Here is a 16,988-nt window from a genome sequence, read left to right on the forward strand (position 1 = left end):
AATCACCATGTTCCGGCAAGGTTACGCACATTAATTTGCATCCCTTCCAAGGCAGTGACTATCTTTTTCCAAGGAGTACTACTCATGTTCTACCTAAGATTTTTTATCATTATTTCGGCAATGCTTTCACTCTCAGGCTGTTTTGCAGCTGTTGTCGGTGGTACTGCGGCCGTTAGCAACTCAGCCCATGACGAGCGCAGCCTCGGCATCCAGATGGATGATGCCGCGCTGACAACCAAGATTGATGCGCGTTTGATTGCTGAGAAGGATATGCCATCACGATGGGTCAGCGTGCAGGTTATTGATGGAAATGCCACGCTGACCGGCCACCTTCCCAGCCAGCAGCATATTGACCGGGCTATCTATATTACTAGGTCAATCGAGGGGGTTCGCTCGGTGCATTCAGAATTACTGGAAGGTGAACCGGAGATCCGTTCTATCATGACAGACAGCTGGATCACCACCAAGGTGAAAACCAAATTGTGGAACGATGAAGATGTGTCCGGCTTTGCCATCAAGGTGGAAACCGTAAGTGGAAGAGTTTACCTGCAGGGCATTGTGGATACATTTGTTCAGCGCCAGCACGCCAAGGATTTGACCAAATCTGTTGAAGGTGTGACCGCCGTAATTGACCTGATGCGAATCGCACAGAAGTGAACCATTCTACCGAATGGGAGGCTGCCCGCAGGCAGGTTGAACAGTGGCGCGAAAGCGGCAAAAAAATTATATTCACCAACGGTTGTTTTGACCTTCTCCACCCGGGCCATATCGACTACCTGACAAAAGCGAGAGCGCTGGGTGATGTTCTTATCGTCGGCCTGAATGATGATGACTCAATCAGGCGCCTGAAAGGGCAGAGCCGCCCCATCACTCCGCTTCAGGACAGGCAGGTCATGCTTTCTGCACTGAAGTCAGTCACGCTGGTCGTGCCGTTTGAAGAGGATACGCCGCTTGGGCTGATCAAAACCCTGCTACCGGACATTCTGGTCAAAGGTGGCGATTATGAGCCGGACAATATCGTCGGGGCAGTGGAAGTCAGAGAAAATGGCGGCCACGTCTCTGTTATCACCTTCGTCGATGGCCACTCCACTACAGCGCTGATCAAACGCATTCAGGAGATCGGGTAACAGCCGGTCACATAATAATCACGAACATTCAGAACAAATGACTTGCTGTCGAAACTCGATTCGTCATCTTTAGGGGATGAGTCGCAATCTGACCATCGTAGCCGATGCACACATCTGGGGCGTGGAATCTGCCTTCTCCAGGCTCAAAGGGCTAAACACCAGGCTCCGGATTCTGGAAAACCGGGATATCAATCGCGAAATGCTGATGGATACCGACATTCTTCTTACCCGCTCATCCACCAAAGTGAATGCGGAACTTCTGCAGGGCACACCCGTTCGCTTTGCCGCGACCGCCACCATTGGTGACGATCATTATGATAAGGCATGGCTGGATGCCAATGGCATCGCTTGGGCCAATGCTGCCGGCTCCTCTACCGGCTCAGTCATCGAATACATGATTGCTTCGCTTCTCCAGCTGCATGCCAACGGAGTGATCTCCATTCCCGACACCGCCATCGGTATTATTGGTGTCGGACGGATCGGAAGCGCACTGGCACAGGTATGCAAAGCCGTTGGAATCAAGGTGCTTCTCAATGATCCTCCCCGACAGCGCCGCGAAGGAAGCGGTGCTTTTGTATCACTCGATGAGGTGCTGGAGCAGGCTGATATCATCACCCTGCATACGCCGATGATTCGCGACAAAGAAGATTGCACCCACCACCTGATCAACGAAGAGCGGTTGAGCCGATTCCAGGGAAGAGGTATTTTCAACGCTGCCCGTGGCGGCTGCCTGGATAATCTTGCACTGATTGACTGGCTGGAGGATGACCGTTCACGCTTTGCTGCTCTGGACTGCTGGGAGAATGAACCAGCACCGCTGCAAAAGTTGCTCCAGCACCCGCAAATGGTTATCGCCACACCCCATGTCGCTGGCCACTCCCTTGATGGCAAGGCCGCCAACACGCAATACGTCTACAATGCACTCTGCCAGTTTCTTGGAATTGAGCAGGAGTGGAACATGCAGCAGCATCTTCCGGCGCCACCAGCACCGATCATCATCGAGGATTCGGGTGATCCCTGGATCACAATTTATGCTGCGGCCAGGCAGCTCTACCCGATCGACAAAGACCATGCGACCATGAAATCGTGGGGGGGGATCTGCGAAAATGAACTGCCGACTGCCTTTGCCAGCTATCGCCGCCACTATCCTGCAAGACGAGCCTGGATGCACTCACCGGTCCACTTTAATTCGAAAGTTGCATCAGTGACGCAACTGGCACATGCTTTTGGCATAAAAGTTATTTAGGATCTAAGTATTATGACAGTGAATCGAAACAATTTAGTCTGGATGGATCTTGAGATGAGCGGTCTTGATCCGGAGCGTGAAACCATTCTTGAGATCGCTACCATCATTACCGATGGTGAACTGAATGTACTCGCCGAAGGCCCAAATATTGTCATCCACCAGCCGGATGAGGTGCTTGATAGCATGGATGAGTGGTGCACCCAGCATCACGCCCAGTCGGGGCTGACCGCCCGAGTGCGCAACTCATTGGTAAGCATGCGCAAAGCCGAAACTCAGACGCTCAATTTCATCAAAAAATATGTGCCGGAACGCTGCTCGCCACTTTGCGGCAACTCCATCCATCAGGATCGCATCTTCCTCTCCCGCTATATGCAGGAGCTTGAGGGCTATGTTCACTACCGTAATATTGATGTCAGCACGATCAAGGAGCTGGGGCGTCGCTGGTATCCGAATATGAAGGCCCCTATAAAACAGTCCGAGCACCTGGCACTATCAGATATCCGCGAATCCATTAATGAGCTGGCTTTCTACCGCAAAAACTTTTTTCGATAATTTGTGTGAGTGGTCACATTAAGTCAAAATGAGGTAAAGATAATCCCAGCTTCAATCCGGTATTATGATATACCGAAAGAGAGGAGTTTCAGATGTTCTTACGTACATGCCTTGTAGTTTTCCTATCACTTTCATTCCTAACACTGAGCAGCCCCGCACAGGCAGGGCCTATGGATGAGGCAAAAACCGCGATAACTGAGGCTGAAGCGTTACGTGCTTCGGAATTTGCGCCAGAACACTTCAGTGCCGCGACAAGCAAACTTGCCGAAGCAGAAAAACTACTGCGTTCCCAGAGTGATAGCAGCAGCGTAGTACGCCTTCTCAATGAAGCCACAATCGATGCCAGACAGGCATCGGAACTTTCACAGAAATTCACCCGCAACTTCTCCGGCCTCGTGGAATCCCGCGACCGCCTTAAAATGGCCGGTGCCGAATATGTTCGAGACGATCTTGGGGAACGTTCAGAGAAAGAGTTCAGCAACGTAGTTGCTGCTGCTGAAAGCGGCAATGAGAGCAAAGCCTTGCGTGAGCAGAAAACTGCACTGGTAACCTTACATGCAGCACAGGTCGTGGCAGCACGCGAACAGTTTGTACGTCCAATCTCGAAAAATGTTGCCACAGCACGCAAATTAAAGGCTCCTGATTACGCCCCAAACGCACTAAAGAACGCTATTAATACACAGAACCAGATTGACAAGCTGATTAAGGATAATCCAAATGCTCAGAGCGAAGCCTACAGTCTCTCTCAGAAAGGGCAGGCATCTGCATTACAAGCGATACGTGTGTCCGAGCTCGGTTCAAAGTTTGATCGCAATCCTGCCACTGTAGAGTCATGGGTGAATGCCAATGATGCCCGTATGGCAATCCTCGCAGAGGCTCTTGGCCTGCAGCTGGATCGTTCCCAGAGCCCTGAAGTTCAGCTGGCATTGCTCAAGCAGGCGATTGAAGATATGAAAGCGGAACACAGTGCTCAGATTGTGGATGCTGACAAACAGGTTCGTGAGCTGAGTGAAAAACTGGCCAAGTATGAAGGGGAACTTTCCGATATGGCTGATGTTCGACGCAAGCTACAACTCAAACGTGAAGCCGAAGCCAAAATCAAGCAGCTGACCAAGCTGTTTGATCCGGAGAAGGTGGAGATTCTTCTTACCCCGGATGCCGATGTGATTCTGCGCATGAAAAAGCTGAACTTCCTGAGTGGTAGTGCGGTCATTCCACCAGAGGGTTATGCCCTCTTGGACAGTGCAATCAAATCCATTGAGATATTCCCAAGCCGAAGTGTTCGCGTTGAGGGTCATACTGACTTCATGGGTGCCAACGAATACAACCAGGAGCTCTCCGAGCGGCGCGCCAATGCGGTTCGTGAGTACCTGCTGCTACAGATGCCAAATAGCGACTCCCGCTTCTCTGCTATCGGTCATGGCGAAGAGAAACCGATTGCCAACAATGAAACAGCTGCAGGACGCACCAAAAACCGTCGTATCGATATTATCCTGATCGCTCCGACCGCGACTGAGGTGAAATAGCCCGGAGGGGCTACTGGCAGAACGGATAAGCGTGGCCTATACTAGTAGTACAGTCAGGTGACTGAAGATATCCACAGGAGGCTGATATGTTTGTAAGGAATGTTAGCAATGGCGATCTGGCTCAGGTGGTAAAACAGGGCGAATTGACTGATCCCAACTCAACTTCAGTCACTGTTCGCTATCATGCCGGCGAAGAAGCTGGCGACCCTGTCAGTGTCGAAAAATCCGGATTGGTTTTTCCATCCGGTGAAGCACTGCCGAAATGCTGGCTCGACCCGCACTACAGGGTCAGCTTCTGAACAGCCGAGAAGGGTTCTCCAGATCAAAACAGCAGCCGTGTTAGCGGCTGCTGTTTTTTTATGTACTCTGGAGTGTCTGATTCTTCAGCCGGAGAGAAGGCTGGCCACCTCAGCAGCTAGCCTTTCTTCCATGTTGTGCCGGTGGCTGTGTCTTCAAGTACGATGCCCTGTGCAGCCAGATCATTACGGATCGCATCAGCACGCGAGAAATCACGGGCTTTCTTGGCCTCGGCACGCTCGGAGATCAGGGCATCAATCTGGTCGGTATCCGCATCACCACCCTGGAACCATTCGTTCACATCGTGCTGGGCAATACCGAGCAGCGCAGTCATCGCACTGAACTGGCCAGCCAGCAAAGTGAAGTCTTCACCATCATTAATCGCTTTATTCAGTGTGCGGCAAGCATCAAACAGGACAGCCAACGCTTCCGGTGTATTGAAGTCATCATTCATAACATCGACAAACTTCTCAGGCAGTGGCGTTGTCTCATCCCGTTTATCAGAGAGTCGTTTTTTCGTCTCATAAAGCCTATCGAGTGCCGACTTGGCCTCATCAAGTGCCTTATCCGAGAAATCCAGTGCCGAACGGTAGTGCGTGCCGAGCATAAACATACGCAGCACCTCGGGATGATAAGACTTCAAAACCTCACGGATGGTGAAGAAGTTACCCAGCGATTTGGACATCTTCTCTGCATTAATATTCACAAAGCCGTTATGCAGCCAGTAGCGGGCAAAGCCGCCATCGTTGGCAGCACGCGCCTGAGCAATCTCATTCTCATGGTGTGGAAACTTCAGATCCATACCGCCACCATGAATATCGAAGGTGGTTCCCAGATGTGAACAACTCATCGCCGAACACTCAATATGCCAGCCCGGACGCCCAGGACCCCACGGTGAATCCCAGCCGGGTTCATCCGCTTTGGCCATTTTCCAGAGTACAAAATCAAGCGGGTCGCGTTTGGTGTTATCAACATCGACGCGGCTTCCCGATTCCAGTTCATCAATATTCTTTCCCGAGAGCAGGCCATAATCAGGAAACTTACGCACAGCATAGAGCACATCACCGGAAGCGGAAACATAGGCATGCCCCTTTTCCACGAGTGCTGAGATCATCTCGATCATCTCATCCATATGAGCAGTAGCACGAGGTTCGTGTGTGGGCCTGTCACAACCCAAGATATCGGCATCCTCGTGAAAGGCTGCAATCATCTCGGTGGTGAGGTGGGATATCGAAATGCCGCGCTCATTGGCACGGTTTATGATTTTATCATCTACATCGGTGAAGTTACGCACATAATCCACATCATAGCCAAGCTGTTGCAGCCAACGGTTGATAATATCGAAGACCACCATTACACGTGCATGTCCGACGTGACAGTAGTCATAAACGGTTACACCGCAGACATACATCCCCACCTTGCCTTCAACCAGAGGCTTGAACAGCTCCTTCTTGCGGGTGATTGTATTATAAACGTGTAACGTCATGATTCTGCCTGCCTTTTTGCATACTCAAGTCTGGCTACAATCGCATCACTGCCAAGGAATGCCACAACTTCGGACATCTCAGGCCCGTGCAGTGCTCCGGAAAGTGCCACGCGTAGCGGCATAAACAGTGCTTTGCCCTTGCAATCGGTTTTTTCTTTGACGATAGCCGTCAGGTTTTGCCAGCTATGGTCTTCAAGGGCAAGCCAGGCATCAATTGCATGCTGGTAAAATTCTGCCCCCGCTTCTTTCACAACTGGCAGCGCTTCGGCCTCCAGAGGCGCATTCACATCCAGCAGCCGCTGGAATAGAGCCGCGTCACTGGCACGCTCAATATTCTTGCCAATCAGCGCTGCAAACGCAGTCAGCCGCTCTGTTTTCACATCCGGAACATAGGGCTGAATCAAGAGGGTTAAACAGTCATTATCGAGCTCATGCAACAGGCGGCTATGCCAGCGCCACATCTCCTGGTCCGACCAGCGAACTGAGCTGGTTGAAACGTGCTCTGCATCAAAGTGGGTCGCCAGCGCTGCATGGTCATGCAGTTCATCCGGCAGATTCGGATGCCCGAGCCGGGTCATTGCCTGCACCAGCGCTTCGGGAATCAACCCCTCATCGCGCAGCTCCGCCACAGAGTGGCTGCCTGCACGTTTGGAAAGTTTCGCACCATCCTGACCCAGCAGAAGGCCGTGATGAAGGTAAACCGGTGGTGTGAAGCCCAGGCCATTCAACAGCCACACCTGATAGGCTGAATTGGTCAGATGGTCATCACCACGCAGCACGTGGGTAATGCCATCAAGTGCATCATCAACAGCATTGGGCAGCAGGAAGGTAAAGGTGCCGTCGGAACGCACCACCACAGGATCATCAAGATCACGCAGCGCGAAGGTAACATCACCATGCAGTGCATCGGCAACAGTGACCTCACCCTGATGCGCATGTACGGCCAGGCGCCAGACAAACGGTTCCTGCTCTGCCCTCTCCGCTGCTTCATCGGCAGAGAGTGCTTTGCAGTGTCCCGCATAACGCGGCGGCAGGCCACGTGATGTGGCCAGTTTGCGATCCAGACTCAGCTTTGTTTCACTGCAGAAGCAGCGGTAGGCCAAACCACCCGCTGCCAGCTTTTCAAGTGCATCACCGTGATTGCCAGCATGCTCAGACTGGAAATGAGGTTCACCATCCCAGTTCAGCCCCAACCACTGCAGATCTGTCTGGATGGCATTGATATATTCCAGTTCAGAACGGCCCTGGTCTGTATCCTCGAAACGGAGCATGAATGAACCACCATGCTTACGGGCATAGAGCCAGTTAAGCAGCGCAGTACGTACATTGCCCAGGTGCAGCAGGCCGGTCGGTGATGGCGCGAATCGGGTAACAACACTCATGGACTACTCACCTTCTCTTCCTCTTCACCCGCATGCTCCGGCATGACCAGAATGATCTCATCAGGATAAACATATCCCAGTTCCCGGTGAACCAGCTCTTCCAACGCATCAGGATCGTTTCTCAGCCGAAGAACCTCTTGAGCCAATCGCTCCCGCTCCACCTGTAACTCTTTAAGCTCACCCCTGAGTTCCGCGGTCTGCATGGCTTCCTGGCGATAGACCAGATACCCATGATCTGAAAAGACCATGCTCCAGACCATGTAACAAAGGCCGACTGCCGAAAGTCCCCAGAAGAGCCAGCGACCCACTACCCTCACCACCTCAGATACCCATTAGGGCGCGGCGAACCCTTCCCGATCAGCGAGAAAGACCAAACGCAGCATGTCCGGCGTAACGTGCGGCACTGCCAAGCTCCTCTTCGATACGAAGCAGCTGGTTATATTTCGCCATACGGTCTGAACGCGATGCGGAACCCGTCTTGATCTGGCCAGTAGAGAGTGCCACAGCAAGATCGGCAATGGTTGCATCTTCGGTTTCACCTGAACGATGGCTCATCATGCAACGGTAACCGGCATCATGCGCCATATTCACAGCGGCAATGGTCTCAGTGAGCGTGCCGATCTGGTTGACCTTCACCAGCAGCGCATTGGCGACACCCTTATCAATTCCCTCTTTCAGAATCGCAGGATTGGTCACAAACAGGTCATCTCCAACCAGCTGAACGCGATCACCAACACGGTCGGTCAAAATCTTCCAGCCATCCCAGTCATTCTCATCAAGACCATCTTCAATCGAGACGATCGGATACTGCCTGCAAAGTGATTCAATCAGATCAACCATGCCAACTGAATCGAGCTTGCGATTGCCTTCACCAGCCAGCACATAGGAACCGCCACGATAGAATTCAGATGCAGCCATATCGGAGCAGATAACAATATCGGAACCGGCCTTCAGGCCAGCTTTCTCAATCGCTTCAAGAATGACGGTGATGCCCTCTTCATTGGAACCGAGGTTAGGGGCAAAACCACCCTCATCACCCACAGCAGTAATATGACCACCGGCTTTAAGCACAGATTTCAGCGCATGGAATACTTCTGCACCCATATCCATCGATTCAGCAAATGATGATGCACCGGCCGGTGCAATCATGTACTCCTGAAAATCGATGCTGTTATCAGCGTGGGAACCGCCGTTGATCACGTTCATGCATGGAACCGGCATCAGATTGGCATCAGCACCACCAAGATAACGGAACAGAGACTCGCCATTTTCAGATGCCTGCGCCTTGGCTACAGCCATCGATACGCCGAGAATAGCATTCGCACCCAAGCGACCTTTGTTTGGCGTGCCATCAAGTTCGATCAGTCTGTTATCCAGCGCTGCAAGATCGGCTGCATTCATACCCTTAACGGCAGCGGCAATCTCACTATTCACATTGGCAACGGCATTTTTCACGCCTTTACCATCTAGGCGGGAACCGCCATCACGCAACTCTACTGCTTCGCGAGAACCGGTAGAGGCACCGCTTGGAACGGCGGCACGGGCAAAGGCACCGCTTGCCAGCTTCACATCAACCTCAACGGTTGGGTTACCACGCGAATCAAAAATCTCGCGGCCATGGACTGTTACAATTTCACTCATCTCTACTCCTGTGTTCGACCCTGTGCCGAACATCTGCTTTTCATTTTCATTATTTTCAGGCCGGCCGTCATGGCCGCACCCATTAACTCTCTTTAGCTATGACATCCAGCCGCTTCAATCGATCCAGCAGCTTTGCAAGGTCACCCAATGGCAACGAATTAGGCCCGTCGGAGAGTGCCTTGTCCGGATCTGGATGCACCTCCATAAACAGTGCAGCGATGCCCGTAGCAACTGCTGCCTGCGAAAGCCCTGGCACAAACTCACGATTGCCGCCGGTTGCACCACCAAGCCCACCAGGCTGCTGCACAGAGTGGGTGGCATCAAAGACGACCGGTGCACCGAACTCCTTCATCACCAGCAGTGACCGCATATCCGACACCAGATTATTGTAACCGAAACTGGCACCGCGTTCGCAGAGCATGATCTGATCGTTGCCGGTCGCCAGTGCCTTATCGAGCACATGTTTCATGTCCCAGGGCGCCAGAAACTGCCCCTTCTTGATGTTCACAGGTTTACCGGTTGCCGCAACGGCCTGAATAAAATCGGTCTGGCGACATAGAAACGCAGGTGTCTGTAAAATATCGGCGACCTCGGCAACAGCTATTGCCTGCTCCGGGGTATGCACGTCGGTTATGATCGGCAATCCCAGCTCATCCTTGACCCGCTGCAGGATTCTCAGCCCCTCATCCAGACCAGGGCCACGAAAGCCATCCTTACTGGTACGGTTGGCCTTATCAAAGCTGGACTTGAAGACCAGCGGCACACCAACCCCTTTAGCAATCGTTGCAATCGCCTCGGCTGCTTTCAGTGTAAAGGATTCACCCTCAATGACACACGGCCCTGCAAACAGAACCAACGGCAGGTCATTGGCGACCTTGATCTCGCCAACAGAGACAACTGATCCCATCAGACTGTCGCCTTCTCTTTACTGGCGCTCACAAAGGCTGCGAACAGGGGATGTGGCGCATACGGACGCGACAGAAACTCCGGATGGAACTGACAGGCGACAAACCACGGATGGTCGCCTACCTCCACCATCTCCACCAGCGAGTTATCCGGCAGGGTGCCTGATACAATCAGGCCAGCCTCTTCCAGCTGTGCACGGTAGGTGTTGTTGAACTCATAGCGATGACGGTGACGCTCGCGGATTTCACTCTGACCGTAAGCAGCAAAAGCGCGCGTGCCTTCAATGACCGTACAAGGATAACCACCGAGCCTCATCGTGCCACCCAGATCGCTGTCAAAATCACGCTGAACACGGCTGCCTTCCTGATCCCACTCAGTCATCAGTGCAATCACAGGCTGCTCGGCACGCTCATCAAATTCACTGCTGATCGCCTTGGTAAGGCCTGCAACATTGCGGGCAAACTCTACAACCGCCAGCTGCATGCCGAGGCAGATACCCAGAAATGGCACCTTGTTCTCGCGCGCATAGCGGATCGCGGCAATCTTGCCCTCGGTTCCACGCTCACCAAAACCACCCGGCACAAGGATACCGTCCATGCCTTCAAGGCATTCTGTCCCCTGTTTTTCCAGTGATTCAGCATCGAAATATTTAATTTTTACGCGCACGCCGTTGCTCATGCCACCGTGAATCAGTGACTCATTCACTGACTTGTAGGCATCAGCAAGCTCAACATATTTGCCGACCATGGCAATGCTGATCTCCTGCTCCGGCTCACGAATCTCGCGACAGATATTCATCCAAACGGAAAGATCCGGTTCAGGTGCATCTATACCGAAGTGATCAAGAACCACGTTGCTGAGGCCGCCTTCACGCAGCTTCAGAGGGACACCATAGATCGTATCCACATCAGGGGCATCAATCACAGCATCCCGATCAACATTACAGAACAGAGCAATCTTATCCTTCTGCCCCTTTGGAATCGGGTGCTCGGAACGGCACAGCAGAACATCCGGTTGAATACCGATTTCACGCAACTTCTGCACTGAATGCTGTGTTGGCTTGGATTTGATTTCACCGGCTGATTTGATGTAAGGCAAGAGTGTCAAATGGATATAAGCGGTGTTTTTACGCCCCAGATCAAAACGCAGCTGACGAATTGCCTCAAGGAACGGTTGTGATTCAATATCACCCACCGTACCGCCAATCTCGACGAGCGCGATATCCACATCTTCAGACCTAAGGGAGAGAATTGCATTTTTGATCGCATCGGTAATATGCGGGATCACCTGCACGGTTGCGCCCAGATAATCACCTCGGCGCTCACGACGAATCACTGACTCGTAGATGCGTCCGCTGGTAAAGTTGGAACGTTTGGACATCACGGCATGGGTAAAGCGTTCATAGTGGCCGAGATCAAGATCGGTTTCAGCACCATCATCGGTGACATAAACCTCACCGTGCTGGAACGGGCTCATGGTTCCGGGGTCTACATTGATATAAGGGTCGAGCTTCTGCATCGTGACCTTCAGGCCACGTGCTTCAAAGAGGGCTGCAAGACTTGCAGCAGCGATACCTTTGCCGAGTGATGAGACCACCCCGCCGGTTACAAAAACGAATCGAGTATTATTATTCATGACGGGGCGGCAAGTTAGCAGAAGCCACCAACCTCCGCCAGTTAAAAACGTTTAATACTAGGGCTATTAACACCATTTCCTGGCATTGCGGAACATACGCATCCAAGGACCATCCTCACCCCACCCTTCCGGTTTCCATGAATACTGCGCAGAACGGAAAAGGCGCTCCGGATGCGGCATCATGATGGTGAAACGGCCATCTGCCGTAGTGAAGCCGGTCAGACCATCAGGAGAGCCGTTTGGATTATGCGGATAACTGTTTGCTGCAGCCCCATCAGGTCCTAGGAAGCGCAATGCCGAGAGTGCATTTGCACGCTGTTCATCAGAGCCGAACTCAACCCTCCCCTCACCATGCGCCACCACCAGCGGCAACCTAGAGCCCGCCATGCCATTCAGGAAGATCGATGGTGACTCGAGCACCTCCACCTGCAATAGGCGCGCTTCAAACTGCTCGGAGCGGTTGCGTTCAAAACTTGGCCAGTTCTCAGCGCCGGGTATAATCGATTTCAGGCCACTCATCATCTGGCAACCATTACAGACACCAAGGGCGAAGCTGTCACTGCGATGGAAAAAGCCATCAAACTGATCCCGGGCCCGGGTATTGAACATTACCGTATTGGCCCAGCCGCGACCTGCACCCAACACATCACCAAAGGAGAAACCGCCACAGGCAACCAGCCCCTGAAACTCTTCAAGACCGATGCGCCCTTCAATAATATCGGACATGTGCAGATCTACACAGTCGAATCCGGCGCGATCAAATGCAGCCGCCATCTCGATCTGGCCATTGACCCCCTGCTCCCTGAGCACTGCCATCTTCGGCTTAATAGCGCCGATATACTGTGCACAGATATCATCCGCAGGGGCGAAACTAAGCTCTGCAAACAAACCACTATCATCCGGATTGGCAATGGCATCGAAAGCCTCCTGTGCACAGGCCGGGTTATCGCGAAGTGACTGCATGCGATAGCTGGTCTCTGCCCATACCTGCTGCAGGAGCTGAACATTTTCATCAAAAACCACATGCTCGTGGCATGCCATAACGACACGACCGTCGGTGCGCGGGTGGCCAATTACATGTGCCACATGTGCAAGCCCAATGCCGGCCAGAGTCGCAAGCACCTTTTCACGATCGGAGCGACGAATCTGTATTACCGCGCCCAACTCTTCGGAAAAGAGGATGCGCACCTCGTCACCGCTGCAGTCCCCCATCAAGGTTTCAAGGTGGATCTTCAGCCCAGCGCGTGCGGCAAAGGCCATCTCAGCCAGTGTTGCAAAAAGGCCACCGTCGGAGCGATCATGATAGGCCAGCAGCAGCCCTTCACTGTTCAACTTCTGGATGCCATTGAAGAAGCTCTTCAGCAGTCCCGCATCATCAACATCGGGAACCGCTTCGCCGGTTTTACCATAGACCTGTGCAAGCGCAGATCCGCCGAGGCGATGTTTGCCACCACCCAGATCAAGCAGAATCAGATCGGAATCACCCTGATCAAGCTTCAGCTCCGGAGTTAGCGTTTTACGGATATCGGAAACCGGTGCAAAAGCAGAGACAATCAAAGAGAGCGGCGAGAACATTTCGCGCTTTTCTCCACCCTCTTGCCAGACTGACTTCATCGAGAGCGAGTCCTTGCCTACCGGGATCGAAATCCCGAGTTCGGGACAGAGCTCCATACCAACCGCCTTCACGGTATCAAACAGACGGGCATCCTCACCCTCGTGACCGCAAGCCGCCATCCAGTTGGCAGATAGCTTTATATCGCCGATTTTTTCAATTGCAGCTGCCGCCACATTGGTCAGTGCCTCACCAATCGCCATGCGCCCTGAGGCCGCAGCATCAAGCACCGCAATCGGGGTTCGCTCACCCATGCACATCGCCTCACCAGTGTAGTGGGTATAATCAGTTGCAGTTACTGCCACATCAGCCACAGGCACCTGCCACGGGCCAACCATCTGATCGCGGGCTACAAGACCTGTAATGGAGCGGTCACCAATAGTGATCAAAAATTCCTTGCTGGCGACTGCAGGCAGGCGCAGCACACGTTTAACCGCCTCATTCAGGTCGATCTCATTCAGGTTCAGATCTTCGTATTTCGATGTGCTATGGGTGACATCCCGCACCATCTTCGGCGGTTTACCAAGCAACACATTCAGAGAAATATCTACCGGATTATTACCGAACTCCGGATCATGGACCGTGAGGTCACGCTCCTCTTTTGCTTCACCAAGCACTGCAAACAGACAACGCTCGCGCTCGCAGAGTTCAGTGAACAACTCACGAGATCCAGGTGCAATCGCCAGCATGTAACGCTCCTGCGCTTCATTACACCAGATCTGCATCGGGCTCATGCCCGGCTCCATATTGTGTACAGCGCGAAGGTCCACCCAGCCGCCGCGGCCGGCATCATCAATCAGTTCCGGCACTGCGTTGGAAAGGCCACCGGCACCGATATCGTGAATAAAGAGGATCGGGTTGCTATCACCCATCTGCCAGCAACGGTCGAGAACCTCCTGGCAGCGACGCTCCATCTCGGGGTTGCCTCGCTGTACTGAATCGAAATCGAGGGACTCAGCATTGGCACCGGTATCCATACTTGATGCCGCACCACCACCAAGCCCGATCAGCATAGCCGGGCCACCGAGCTGGATAATCAGACTGCCAACCGGCACCTCTTTCTTGTACACATGACGAGCATCAATGTTGCCGACACCACCAGCGATCATAATTGGCTTGTGATAACCGCGCAGCTCTCCCTGCACCTCCTGTTCATAGGTGCGGAAGTATCCGGCAAGGTTCGGACGCCCAAATTCGTTATTAAAAGCGGCCGCTCCAATCGGGCCATCGATCATAATATCAAGCGCGGAGACAATACGATCAGGCTTGCCGAAATCGACTTCCCAAGGCTGCTCAAAACCGGGGATGCGCAGGTTGGAAACTGAAAATCCGCACAGCCCTGCCTTGGGCTTGGAGCCAATGCCGGTTGCACCCTCATCGCGAATCTCACCACCGGAGCCGGTAGCAGCACCTGCAAATGGAGAGATAGCCGTCGGATGGTTGTGTGTCTCGACCTTCATCAGAATGTGGAGGTCATCATCATGTGCCTTGTAGTGGCCGTCACTATCAGGGTAGAAGCGTTTGGATTTACCACCCTCAATCACTGAGGAGTTATCGCTGTAGGCGACCAATGTCCCTTCCGGATTGAGCTGGTGGGTATTGCGGATCATCGAAAAGAGCGAACGATCCATCTTCTCGCCATCGATAATCCAGTCGGCATTGAAAATCTTATGGCGGCAATGCTCGGAGTTGGCCTGAGCAAACATCATCAGCTCCGCATCGGAAGGATTACGTTCAAGCCTGATGAAATTCTCAAGCAGGTAGTCGATCTCATCATCAGCCAGCGCCAGCCCCAATTCGCGGTTGGCCCCCTCCAGTGCTGTACGTCCACCATCCAACACATCAATGGTCACCAGTGGTGCTGGTGCATGATGGGCAAACAAGCGATCAAGCTCATTAACATCCGAGAGTACCGATTCGGTCATGCGATCATGAATCAGCGCTGCCGCAGCCGCATGTTTCTCGTGTGGAATACCACTGATGTGGTAGACAGCGCCACGCTCCAGACGAACCAGTGATCCCATACCACAGAGACCTGCAATATCAGTCGCCTTAGATGACCATGGGCTGATCGTGCCTATACGTGGCACCACAATGAAGAGGTTATCGGCGGCATGATCATCAAACAGCACCGGCACATCACCCAGCAACTCGGCCAGACGATTGGTATCCCCGACACCCCACCCCAGCTTCACTTCAGCGATATGAATATAATCAGCCTGAAGCTCAACCTCAGACAACCCAATCGCCCTGAAAGTTTCAAGCAGCTTATCGCGCCGGAAATCGGAGAGCGCACTTTTGCCTTTAAGTGTGATGATATTGGTTGTGGAAATCAGATCGGTCATGCCCTGCATTCTATGGCCTGAAAGCATGAAACCAAGCACGAATATCCACCCTCCACTCTACCTGTGATCAAGTTCACATTTACCACTAAACATTCTACTATATTGCAATGCAATAACTCACCAGAGGAAATGGGGAAATGCCTTTAGAAACATTCAACTTGTCGGGGCTTCTGCCTGTGCTCGGAAAGTTACATGATGGAGCCATGCTGGTAGACCACAATATGACCATCTCTTTTGCTAATCAGGCTGCACATCAGATATTCGACTATAAAACACCCGAACTTATTGGCGCCAACATTTCAGTCTTGATACCTGAGCAGCACAGAAAGCAACATAAAAAACATTCAACTGACTACATTAACAATCCAGCACCCAGAATAATGAATTCCTCCATGCGCCTGGAAGGGATTGATAAAAACAACAATCCAATCCCTCTGCTGGTCAGCTTAGATCCCATCGAAACCGAAAATGAAAAAATGACCCTAGTCTCCATTCGCGACATACGGGTCATTGTAAAGATGGAGACAGAACTCTTTCATGCCCGAAAACTGGAAACAATCGGCAAAACTGCCAGCGGCATAATCCATGACCTCAACAACGTCCTTCAGGTCATTTACAGCTCAAGCCACCAGGCTCGAAAGTGCCCGGAAGGAAACGCACATAAATATCTGGATGATATCGATGCACAAGCGACTCTTGCCACCAGCATACTAAGAAGTCTGCTCTCTTATCTTCAACAAGGGGCTCCCGAAGCTGCCCGATTAAATTTGAATGAAACGGTCGGAAACTTTCAGCCGATTTTGAATTCGATACTACCAAAGGAGATCCAGCTTTCGCTGAACATTGATAAAGAGGAACATTTCATCCACTCCACTTCCACGGTGATAGATCAGATTCTTTTAAACCTAGTGATCAATTCAAACGATGCTGTTACCGGAGTGGAAACCCCGGAGATCACCCTCTCACTAGCAGCTGCTGAAACGGAAGGCGAAGCAGTATTGAGCGTAAGGGACAATGGCTGCGGCATGAGTGAAGAGGTCAAACAGAATGCCTTCAAAACCTTTTTCACCACCAAGACTGACAAAGGGACAGGGCTAGGGCTAGCCAACATTTACGGTGCGGTCATAGACCTCGATGGTCGGATCGACATAGATAGCTGCCCCGGAAAAGGAACCACCTTTAAAATCACACTTCCCACACTGCCATAAAAAGAGCGTAAAAAGAAAAAGGGGA

14 protein-coding genes are annotated in these 16,988 nt (G+C 52.3%); 7 read left to right on the forward strand and 7 right to left on the reverse strand.

What is annotated here, in order from left to right:
* The first annotated feature begins 84 nt into the window (after positions 1-84).
* From Ga0123461_RS09705 to Ga0123461_RS09730, 6 genes are all read left to right on the forward strand, one after another.
* A complete protein-coding gene (locus Ga0123461_RS09705) occupies positions 85-657 on the forward strand; it encodes a BON domain-containing protein (RefSeq protein WP_100278148.1) in 573 nt (190 codons plus the stop codon).
* Positions 654-1,127: a D-glycero-beta-D-manno-heptose 1-phosphate adenylyltransferase gene (gene rfaE2, locus Ga0123461_RS09710; RefSeq protein WP_100278149.1), complete on the forward strand. Its 474-nt coding sequence runs from the start codon at positions 654-656 to the stop codon at positions 1,125-1,127. The genes Ga0123461_RS09705 and rfaE2 overlap by 4 nt, the downstream gene beginning before the upstream one ends.
* Before the next feature lie 76 nt (positions 1,128-1,203).
* Complete coding sequence (locus Ga0123461_RS09715) at positions 1,204-2,373, forward strand: 4-phosphoerythronate dehydrogenase (RefSeq protein WP_100278150.1); 1,170 nt, start codon at positions 1,204-1,206, stop codon at positions 2,371-2,373.
* A gap of 12 nt (positions 2,374-2,385) precedes the next feature.
* Positions 2,386-2,925, forward strand: a complete 540-nt coding sequence (gene orn / locus Ga0123461_RS09720; protein ID WP_100278151.1) for an oligoribonuclease — start codon at positions 2,386-2,388, stop codon at positions 2,923-2,925.
* Between the two features lie 92 nt (positions 2,926-3,017).
* Positions 3,018-4,451, forward strand: a complete 1,434-nt coding sequence (locus Ga0123461_RS12735) for an OmpA family protein (protein ID WP_100278152.1) — start codon at positions 3,018-3,020, stop codon at positions 4,449-4,451.
* Positions 4,452-4,537: 86 nt separating this feature from the next.
* Positions 4,538-4,750 (forward strand): acetyltransferase, encoded by a 213-nt coding sequence (locus Ga0123461_RS09730; RefSeq protein WP_100278153.1) that lies wholly within the window; start codon positions 4,538-4,540, stop codon positions 4,748-4,750.
* Between the two features lie 116 nt (positions 4,751-4,866).
* Here Ga0123461_RS09730 and cysS read toward each other — a convergent pair whose 3' ends face one another.
* From cysS to purL, 7 genes are all read right to left on the reverse strand, one after another.
* Complete coding sequence (cysS, locus tag Ga0123461_RS09735) at positions 4,867-6,234, reverse strand: cysteine--tRNA ligase (RefSeq protein ID WP_100278154.1); 1,368 nt, start codon at positions 6,232-6,234, stop codon at positions 4,867-4,869.
* The gene (gene gltX / locus Ga0123461_RS09740; RefSeq protein WP_100278155.1) at positions 6,231-7,616 is read right to left on the reverse strand and encodes a glutamate--tRNA ligase; all 1,386 of its coding nucleotides are present in this window, start codon (positions 7,614-7,616) and stop codon (positions 6,231-6,233) included. Before gltX ends, cysS begins: the two co-directional genes overlap by 4 nt.
* Positions 7,613-7,924, reverse strand: a complete 312-nt coding sequence (locus tag Ga0123461_RS09745) for an FtsB family cell division protein (protein WP_232710141.1) — start codon at positions 7,922-7,924, stop codon at positions 7,613-7,615. Before Ga0123461_RS09745 ends, gltX begins: the two co-directional genes overlap by 4 nt.
* Before the next feature lie 49 nt (positions 7,925-7,973).
* Complete coding sequence (eno, locus tag Ga0123461_RS09750) at positions 7,974-9,257, reverse strand: phosphopyruvate hydratase (protein WP_100278157.1); 1,284 nt, start codon at positions 9,255-9,257, stop codon at positions 7,974-7,976.
* Between the two features lie 82 nt (positions 9,258-9,339).
* Positions 9,340-10,164 carry a 3-deoxy-8-phosphooctulonate synthase gene (kdsA, locus tag Ga0123461_RS09755; protein ID WP_198507054.1) on the reverse strand — a complete coding sequence of 275 codons (825 nt, stop codon included), beginning with the start codon at positions 10,162-10,164 and terminating at the stop codon, positions 9,340-9,342.
* Complete coding sequence (locus tag Ga0123461_RS09760) at positions 10,164-11,798, reverse strand: CTP synthase (protein WP_100278159.1); 1,635 nt, start codon at positions 11,796-11,798, stop codon at positions 10,164-10,166. The genes kdsA and Ga0123461_RS09760 overlap by 1 nt, the downstream gene beginning before the upstream one ends.
* A 66-nt stretch (positions 11,799-11,864) precedes the next feature.
* Positions 11,865-15,755, reverse strand: coding sequence for a phosphoribosylformylglycinamidine synthase (gene purL, locus Ga0123461_RS09765; protein ID WP_100278782.1), 3,891 nt, complete (start codon positions 15,753-15,755; stop codon positions 11,865-11,867).
* 137 nt (positions 15,756-15,892) lie between these two features.
* Here purL and Ga0123461_RS09770 point away from each other — a divergent pair, with 137 nt between their 5' ends.
* Complete coding sequence (locus Ga0123461_RS09770) at positions 15,893-16,963, forward strand: two-component system sensor histidine kinase NtrB (protein ID WP_100278160.1); 1,071 nt, start codon at positions 15,893-15,895, stop codon at positions 16,961-16,963.
* Positions 16,964-16,988 lie beyond the last annotated feature (25 nt).

The organism is Mariprofundus aestuarium, from assembly GCF_002795805.1.
Taxonomy (GTDB): Bacteria; Pseudomonadota; Zetaproteobacteria; order Mariprofundales; family Mariprofundaceae; genus Mariprofundus; species Mariprofundus aestuarium.

Excerpts from the sequence above, each read along its gene's own strand:
- kdsA (WP_198507054.1), bottom strand. The coding sequence starts at position 10,164 with ATGGGATCAGTTGTCTCTGTTGGCGAGATCAAGGTCGCCAATGACCTG.
- Ga0123461_RS09705 (WP_100278148.1), top strand. The coding sequence starts at position 85 with ATGTTCTACCTAAGATTTTTTATCATTATTTCGGCAATGCTTTCACTC.
- orn (WP_100278151.1), top strand. The coding sequence starts at position 2,386 with ATGACAGTGAATCGAAACAATTTAGTCTGGATGGATCTTGAGATGAGC.
- Ga0123461_RS09770 (WP_100278160.1), top strand. The coding sequence starts at position 15,893 with ATGCCTTTAGAAACATTCAACTTGTCGGGGCTTCTGCCTGTGCTCGGA.
- Ga0123461_RS12735 (WP_100278152.1), top strand. The coding sequence starts at position 3,018 with ATGTTCTTACGTACATGCCTTGTAGTTTTCCTATCACTTTCATTCCTA.
- Ga0123461_RS09730 (WP_100278153.1), top strand. The coding sequence starts at position 4,538 with ATGTTTGTAAGGAATGTTAGCAATGGCGATCTGGCTCAGGTGGTAAAA.
- eno (WP_100278157.1), bottom strand. The coding sequence starts at position 9,257 with ATGAGTGAAATTGTAACAGTCCATGGCCGCGAGATTTTTGATTCGCGT.
- Ga0123461_RS09760 (WP_100278159.1), bottom strand. The coding sequence starts at position 11,798 with ATGAATAATAATACTCGATTCGTTTTTGTAACCGGCGGGGTGGTCTCA.
- gltX (WP_100278155.1), bottom strand. The coding sequence starts at position 7,616 with ATGAGTGTTGTTACCCGATTCGCGCCATCACCGACCGGCCTGCTGCAC.
- purL (WP_100278782.1), bottom strand. The coding sequence starts at position 15,755 with ATGACCGATCTGATTTCCACAACCAATATCATCACACTTAAAGGCAAA.
- Ga0123461_RS09715 (WP_100278150.1), top strand. The coding sequence starts at position 1,204 with ATGAGTCGCAATCTGACCATCGTAGCCGATGCACACATCTGGGGCGTG.
- cysS (WP_100278154.1), bottom strand. The coding sequence starts at position 6,234 with ATGACGTTACACGTTTATAATACAATCACCCGCAAGAAGGAGCTGTTC.